General features: G+C 42.8%; 8 protein-coding genes. All 8 read left to right on the top strand.

Going from position 1 to position 7,459, the window contains the following annotated elements:
* The first annotated feature begins 297 nt into the window (after positions 1 to 297).
* On the top strand, positions 298 to 975 hold the full coding sequence (locus ACL9RM_RS03235) for an MBL fold metallo-hydrolase (RefSeq protein WP_061828475.1): 678 nt from the start codon (positions 298 to 300) through the stop codon (positions 973 to 975).
* Positions 976 to 1,468: 493 nt separating this feature from the next.
* Entirely contained in the window at positions 1,469 to 1,990 is a 522-nt protein-coding gene (gene loaP / locus ACL9RM_RS03240; protein WP_250268806.1) for an antiterminator LoaP, read from the top strand.
* Positions 1,991 to 2,134: 144 nt separating this feature from the next.
* A complete protein-coding gene (locus tag ACL9RM_RS03245; protein WP_250268805.1) occupies positions 2,135 to 2,884 on the top strand; it encodes a 4'-phosphopantetheinyl transferase family protein in 750 nt (249 codons plus the stop codon).
* A gap of 48 nt (positions 2,885 to 2,932) precedes the next feature.
* Positions 2,933 to 3,172 carry an acyl carrier protein gene (locus tag ACL9RM_RS03250; protein WP_165178358.1) on the top strand — a complete coding sequence of 80 codons (240 nt, stop codon included), beginning with the start codon at positions 2,933 to 2,935 and terminating at the stop codon, positions 3,170 to 3,172.
* The gene (locus ACL9RM_RS03255; protein WP_250268804.1) at positions 3,169 to 4,407 is read left to right on the top strand and encodes a beta-ketoacyl synthase N-terminal-like domain-containing protein; all 1,239 of its coding nucleotides are present in this window, start codon (positions 3,169 to 3,171) and stop codon (positions 4,405 to 4,407) included. Before ACL9RM_RS03250 ends, ACL9RM_RS03255 begins: the two co-directional genes overlap by 4 nt.
* 15 nt (positions 4,408 to 4,422) lie before the next feature.
* Positions 4,423 to 5,685 carry a hydroxymethylglutaryl-CoA synthase family protein gene (locus ACL9RM_RS03260; protein ID WP_069289930.1) on the top strand — a complete coding sequence of 421 codons (1,263 nt, stop codon included), beginning with the start codon at positions 4,423 to 4,425 and terminating at the stop codon, positions 5,683 to 5,685.
* Complete coding sequence (locus tag ACL9RM_RS03265) at positions 5,682 to 6,443, top strand: enoyl-CoA hydratase/isomerase (RefSeq protein WP_069289929.1); 762 nt, start codon at positions 5,682 to 5,684, stop codon at positions 6,441 to 6,443. The genes ACL9RM_RS03260 and ACL9RM_RS03265 overlap by 4 nt, the downstream gene beginning before the upstream one ends.
* A gap of 45 nt (positions 6,444 to 6,488) precedes the next feature.
* Positions 6,489 to 7,238, top strand: coding sequence for a polyketide synthase (locus tag ACL9RM_RS03270; RefSeq protein ID WP_023989389.1), 750 nt, complete (start codon positions 6,489 to 6,491; stop codon positions 7,236 to 7,238).
* The last annotated feature ends 221 nt before the right edge of the window (positions 7,239 to 7,459 follow it).

Genomic DNA, 7,459 nt, shown 5'->3' on the forward strand with positions numbered 1-7,459 from the left:
AAAAATGCACCCCCTAGAAATTCATCGGATAAACCAGGGGTTTATTCCAATGTCTATTCTAAGGGGTGCACTTCATAACATACGGAGAGGCGTTTTTTATTTTGGCAAGATTAAGCGATCTTGTAACAGAGAGTCGGAGCCTTTCTATTGCATCAATGGTTATAATCATAGGTACCACGAAATGGGGGCTTTATAATTGAGTGTAAATTATCTCCAAAAATGAAGAGGTATAAATCCTTCAAACAGAATTTTGTTGTTTTTAATTAATCATTGGGAAGGTGGTTCAGTGAAGCTGATATGAATCTGACTTATCATATGGAACAGTTAAGAGTTTGTTTTATGAATTTCATTAACTATGTATATTTTGTAATGGATGAGAAAACAAGAGACATAGCTATTGTTGACCCATCATGGGATTTATTGAAAGTAGAATCCTATCTTCAACAATTGAATGGCGATCTCAAAGCGATACTATTAACTCACTCACATTGGGATCATATTAATTTGGTAAATCCACTCCTAGAAAAATATAACCCGCAAGTATTCATGTCAACAAACGAAATCGATTTTTATAATTTTAGATGTAGAAATTTATATTCAATTAAAGACAAGGATTCAATCAAGGTTGGTGAAACGGAAATCAAAAGTCTTTTGACCCCCGGACATACCGTGGGAAGTGTATGCTATCTGTTGTCAGATCGCTTATTTACTGGGGATACAATATTCATTGAAGGTTGTGGTTTTTGTGACCCAAATGGAGGAGATCCGGTAGAATTATATAATAGCGTTCAAAAAATAAAGCGAGAAATTGATGACTCTATTCAAATTTATCCTGCTCATTCATTTGGTAAAGCGCCTGGTTTTACACTCAATCACCTCATGGATGAAAATATTTATTTTCAATTTACGAGTAAGGAATCTTTTATTAAATTTAGAATGCGTCCGAACCAAAAGGGCCTGTTCGATTTCAAATGAGTCTGTAATGTGGCCCAGTGCTAATGGTGAAAGAAAATATTGAATATATAAAATAGTACATAATGATTTATCGCTTGTATATGCCCCAGGTGCTCAAGTTCACTAGTATAAAACACACGGATCAGTTCTTTTATGAGCCGCCAGAAACATAAAAGCTGTACTCGAAAGATAATAATGACTTCAAATTGAGCATTTTCAGAAAGGTCTGTGAATCCAAAGATGAACTTGGCCGTTCCCAATCAACTGTGAATTGACAGGGTTTGAGTAGAGGATTATAATGGAAAAACATTATTCCAATTATATGATTATATGAAAAATAAAGGAACTTGTATGTGGTTAATCGCTGGCGGGTCACGTTAACCATTAATGAGGGATATATCGTGAGAGATTGTAGCTTATCAAGTAGGATAAGTGAAAGGGCGAAGCTATGTATATGGGTAGTAGACATTATAGAAGATGATTTGGCAGTACGTTTTTATAGGAGATGAGTTAAGTGAGCTGGTACGTGTTTTTTGTGCGAACGGGTAGGGAAGAACAGGTCAAGCAGCTTATTAATGAGTGGTTGGATTCTGAAGTCTACAAACCCTTTATACCTCTCCAAGAGAGACTTTTTAAAGTAGCAGGAATAGTAAAGAAAGAATGGGCTCCTTTGTTCCCAAGCTATGTATTTATTGAGTCGAATTTACCTGACTTGCAGTTCGTAACCAGTACAAATTCAATGATTTGCACTTCTAGTGATATCATTCGTTTATTGAGATACTCGAAGTTTGAAGCTTCAATGAGAGATTCGGAGAAACAAATGTTAGAGAGTCTATGCAATGATAGCTATTGTATAGAATCATCAACTGGAATTATTGAAGGAGACAATATACGTATCCTAGATGGCCCACTCAAAGGAAGGGGGAGTATAGTCAAGAAAATAGATAGACATAAACGACAAGCGGTCATTCAGTTGGAATTTATGGGTGATATTAGGTTAGTAAGAGTAGCGTTGGAAATTATAAGTAAGATTTAAAATGGAGAACTTATGACGAGTTCATACTCCATGAGGAAGCTTTCAGAACCCATAAGGGATTTGAAGGCCTTTTTTGATTTGGACTGCTAAGGTAGTAGTTTACTAGGGGGGATATGCGTAGCCTCGTATGCAGAACAACTAATATTGAAGCGGGAAGATGCCGTGATGAAGGCGGCCGTCAGTTTTGTCCATGCAGATTATAACGCAGACGCTCCCCTTGATCGGGAAGTTTTCCATTCGGATGAGTGTAGTTACTTCGAGAGTTTGGTATTCCATCGGCGGAAATCCAACTTTGTGCTTAGCAGGCTAAGTGCGAAACAAGCGGTTTCGGTGCTGTTAAGCGAGCCAAACCTGCGCAACGTAAGTGTGGAGACAGGTGTCTTTGGCCAGCCCATGCTTCGAATCAATGGTGTCCACAGTTACCAGGTGAGCATTGCCCATTGCGACTATATCGGAGCGGCTGTTGTTTTTCCCGAAGCTCATCCCATGGGCATTGATATTGAGAGGATTGATTCTAAGCGAAATAAGACAATTGAAAGCCAACTGACGACGGAAGAAATGGAAAGAATCTCTGTCGTGCGGGGAGTAGGGGAGTATTCAGCTTTATTGACGGTTTTTTGGACAGTGAAGGAGGCCCTGTCGAAAATATTGCGCACAGGTTTTACAACATCGCTGCATGTACTTGAAATGAATGAGACCAGATTGGTGGATGGATACTTCCAAAGTACATTTTCACATTTTCCACAATATGCTGCCCAGTCTTACCGGTTAGGTGACTATATCTGCACGATTGTAGCACCAAGGAAGACGGAATGGAGTATGAATACTTCTCGGATTTATGAGAAATTCAATGCAAGTTTTCATCGAAATCCGTTTATAGGTCATGCTTATTGAATACCGGGTTGTTGAGTTTTAAATCATTTATCTTTTAGGAGGATACCCATGCATAAGGAAGAAGTATTCGATATTGTTAAACGTTGTATTCGTGAAGTGCTTCCTGAATTACAAGATCACACGTTCGAGTATAGCGATCGGTTGGTGGATTTGGGTGCAGATTCAGTAGACCGGGCCGAAATTGTAAACAAGACAATGGAAACATTATCTCTTAATATTCCGCGTGTCGAATTGTCTGGCGTGAAAAATATAGGGGAATTGACAGATGCACTTTATGCGAAATTATGAAAAATTATGAAAAGTCTGAGTTATTCGTTACGGGGATTGGCGTGACTTCGGCGATTGGGCAGGGGAAGGCTGCTTTTGCCTCGGCGTTGTTCAAAGGGCAGCATGCATTTGGCTTCATGCAGCGCCCTGGCAGAAGAGGCGAAGCTTCATTTATAGGTGCGGAGCTGCCAACCTTGTCTTATCCGAAGGCATTATCCAAACGAATGTTACGTACAGCATCATTTTCGGGGCAGGTAGCCATGGTAACCCTTCAAGAAGCCTGGGATGATGCCCAATTGGATAACGTTGATCCTAGCCGTATTGGACTGGTGGTTGGAGGCTCCAATTTTCAGCAACGGGAGCTATTTCAGACCTATGAGGCCTATCGGGAAAAAATGTGCTTTGTACCGCCGACCTATGGGGTTTCCTTTATGGATACTGATTTGTGCGGACTATGTACCGAACAGTTCGGCATTCAGGGGTTAGCTTATACCGTCGGTGGTGCATCCGCGAGTGGACAAGTCGCAATCATTCAAGCAATTGAGGCCATTCAAGCAGATCGTGTTGATGTTTGTATTGCAATGGGGGCATTGATGGATATTTCGCATATGGAATGCCAGGCATTGCGGTCCTTGGGAGCGATGGGAAGCGACCGATATGCCGATGAACCTGCAATGGCGTGTCGACCATTTGATCAGTCGCGGGACGGGTTCATCTATGGGGAATCTTGCGGGGTTGTAGTCATAGAACGGGCCGATTCTGCCGTGAGGCGTCGGGAGAAACCTTATGCCAAACTTGCAGGATGGGATATGGGAATGGATCGAAACCGGAATCCCAATCCCTCTTACGAAGGCGAAGCCCGAGTGATTAGAAGAGCTTTGGAGAAAGCAAAGCTACTACCGGAAGAGATTGATTATATTAATCCCCATGGGACAGGCTCGGTTGTTGGAGACGAGATAGAAATAAAGGCACTACAGGATTGTAAATTGTCACATGCCTATATCAATGCAACCAAATCCATTATCGGTCATGGCTTGAGCGCGGCAGGAACGGTTGAAATTGTGGCTACTCTTTTACAAATGTCGGAGTCGAGACTTCACCCTACCCGTAATTTGGAGGAGCCTATCCATTTGGACTGCAATTGGGTGAAGAATGAGTCTGTACCAGCAATTATTCACAATACCATGAATCTGAGCATGGGATTTGGTGGAATCAATACGGCCATTTGTATGCAAAAATGTGAGTCGCGTATTTGAGAGAGGGGGACGATTATGGTTGTCGTGGGAATTGAGGCAATGAACGTTTTTGGTGGCTCCGCCTATCTGGATGTTATGCAATTAGCCCAACACAGGCAATTGGATCCTGCAAGGTTCGAAAATTTATTAATGAAAGAAAAGGCGGTTGCCCTGCCTTATGAAGATCCAGTTACCTTTGGAGTAAATGCGGCAAAACCGCTGGTGGACGCTCTTTCAGAAGCGGAAAAAAACCGAATCGAAATGCTTATCACCTGTACAGAATCAGGTATTGATTTTGGGAAATCAATCAGTACATATATTCACCACTATTTGGGGTTGAATCGGAATTGCAGATTATTCGAGCTCAAGCAAGCCTGCTATTCCGGTACTGCAGGACTCCAAATGGCGGTGAATTTTATTCTTTCTCAGGTCTCGCCAGGAGCAAAAGCGCTTGTAATTGCCAGTGATATTTCACGATTTATTGCTGCTGAAGGCGGGGATGTCTTGAGTGAGGATTGGTCTTATGCTGAGCCCAGTGGAGGCGCAGGGGCCGTGGCAATGCTCATTAGTGAAAATCCTCATGTTTTTCAAATCGATGCAGGCGCTAATGGATATTACGGCTATGAGGTGATGGATACTTGTCGGCCGATTCCAGATAGCGAGGCTGGGGATGCAGATTTGTCTTTAATGTCCTATCTGGATTGTTGCGAGCAAGCGTTTTTGGAATATCAAAAACGGGTGAAAGGAGTGGATTATAAAGATACCTTTCAGTATCTTGCCTTTCATACTCCTTTTGGCGGAATGGTAAAAGGGGCGCATCGCACGATGATGCGAAGGTTGACTCAATCCAAACCAAATGAGATTGAGGCAGATTATTTACAACGTGTTAAGCCTGGATTAGCGTATTGCCAACGTGTCGGAAATATTATGGGGGCGACTTTGTACCTCTCCTTGGCAGGTACGATTGATCAGGGTACATTCGATGCTCCAAAGCGAATCGGCTGTTTTTCCTACGGGTCAGGCTGCTGCTCTGAATTTTATAGCGGGGTTGTTATGCCGCAAAGCCAGGAACATCTACGGCGTTTTGAAATCGAGCGTAATTTGAATGATCGCTATCAGTTATCTATGGATGAATATGAATCCCTGCTAAAAGGCAGTGGCGCCGTACGATTTGGAACCCGCAACGCCAAGCTGGATTTTCAATTGATTCCGGGGGTCATAGCTTCCGGGAAAGGGAGACAGCGGTTGTATTTGGAAGAAATCTATGAATTCCACCGTAAATACAGGTGGGAATCATGAGTTATCAAACGATTCAGGTTCGCTTTCAAGAATCGATCTGTTATATTCGGTTTTACCGACCTGAGGCAAACAATACGATTAATAATACCCTCATCGAGGAGTGCTTGCATGTGCTGGCACTGTGTGAAGAGTCGGTTACGATCGTAGTTTTGGAGGGTCTGCCAGAGGTGTTCTGTTTTGGGGCGGATTTTGAGGGAATGCGTGAAAAAGTGGAAAGTGGACAAGAACATGCAATGAGTCCAGAGCCTATGTATGATCTGTGGTTAAAACTAGCAACTGGGCCTTATATCACGATTTCTCATGTGCGAGGAAAAGCAAACGCTGGTGGCGTCGGATTTATTGCTGCCAGCGATATTGTGATAGCTGACGAGACGGCACAGTTCAGCTTATCAGAATTGCTATTCGGACTTTTCCCTGCTTGCGTTCTACCATTTTTAGTCCGCAGGATTGGATTCCAAAAAGCGCATTATTTAACACTAATGACGCAGCCCGTTTCGGTTCAACAGGCCCATGTATGGGGATTGGTTGATGCGTACGATGTTCAGAGCGAGATGGTGCTACGCAAACATTTATTACGCCTCAGACGATTGACCAAGAAGGGGATCTTACGCTACAAGCGCTTTATGGATGAACTCAACGATTTGCGTCAATGTAAACCACTAGCGTTGGCGTCCAATCAAGAGGTGTTTTCAGATTCTCAAAATCTTAAGGGGATTTTCCGGTATGTTGAAACGGGGCAATTTCCGTGGATGGACTGATGGCGTGCGCCACAAGATGGGGATGCAGGGGGGAAGAAGATCATAATGTCACAATCCGTGGTTGAATTACTTGAAATCGAGCGAGGCATTATTCAAGTGAAAATGCAAGATAGAGTTCATAAAAATACATTTACGCTTGAAATGACCCATGGACTAAGACAAGCGTTCAAGACGATCCAAGAAGATTCAACCTGCAAAGTCGTAATTCTAACAGGATACGATAATTACTTTGCCACGGGTGGGACGCAAGAGGGACTGTTGGCTTTACATGAAGGAATCTCGAAGTTTACCGATGAAAATATATACTCACTTGCATTGGGCTGCAAAGTTCCAGTGATAGCTGCCATGCAGGGACATGCGGTGGGCGGAGGCTTTGTAATGGGGCTATTCTCTGATTTTGTAGTCCTAAGCAGGGAAAGTGTGTACACGACTAATTTTATGAGATACGGATTCACACCGGGAATGGGTGCCACGTATATTATTCCTAAAAAACTAGGGTTCAGCTTGGGAGAAGAGTTATTGTTAAATGGGGGCAATTATCGAGGTGTTGAACTGGAAAAACGGGGAGTTCCGTTTCCGACCCTGCCCCGCAAAGAAGTGATGGGCTATGTAATGGATCTTGCCCGGCAGCTAGCCGAGAAACCCAGATTTTCTTTAATCACGCTAAAGGATCATTTGGTTGCTCCACTCCGGGAACAGCTTCCCAAAATCGTAGAACAAGAGCTTATCATGCATGAGAAGACCTTTCATCAAGCGGAGGTTAAAGAACGAATTATCAACTTGTTTGGAAAATAACCAAATAGAGATTCCTTGAACGCCTTTGCGGTTGTTCATGCGAACCAGCAACGAGTGTGAAAGAAGCATATAGCCTTCCTCATCACTCGTTTTTTCTTTGATATATTTTAGCAGGCAACTCCCGGCAATGCTTCAAACGTGAATAATAGCTCAAAATGGACAGGGTGATAAGCCTTTAGCTCATGTTATATAAACTTTGTGTTTTGAGGAGTTGGTGGAGA

Origin of the sequence: Paenibacillus sp. S29 (genome assembly GCF_049319765.1) — a bacterium.
Taxonomy (GTDB): domain Bacteria; phylum Bacillota; class Bacilli; order Paenibacillales; family Paenibacillaceae; genus Paenibacillus; species Paenibacillus polymyxa_B.

What these genes read in the sequence shown, in the direction of transcription:
- ACL9RM_RS03255 (WP_250268804.1), top strand. Translation starts at nt 3,169, where the DNA reads ATGAAAAATTATGAAAAGTCTGAGTTATTCGTTACGGGGATTGGCGTG.
- ACL9RM_RS03250 (WP_165178358.1), top strand. Translation starts at nt 2,933, where the DNA reads ATGCATAAGGAAGAAGTATTCGATATTGTTAAACGTTGTATTCGTGAA.
- ACL9RM_RS03260 (WP_069289930.1), top strand. Translation starts at nt 4,423, where the DNA reads ATGGTTGTCGTGGGAATTGAGGCAATGAACGTTTTTGGTGGCTCCGCC.
- ACL9RM_RS03235 (WP_061828475.1), top strand. Translation starts at nt 298, where the DNA reads ATGAATCTGACTTATCATATGGAACAGTTAAGAGTTTGTTTTATGAAT.
- ACL9RM_RS03265 (WP_069289929.1), top strand. Translation starts at nt 5,682, where the DNA reads ATGAGTTATCAAACGATTCAGGTTCGCTTTCAAGAATCGATCTGTTAT.
- ACL9RM_RS03270 (WP_023989389.1), top strand. Translation starts at nt 6,489, where the DNA reads ATGTCACAATCCGTGGTTGAATTACTTGAAATCGAGCGAGGCATTATT.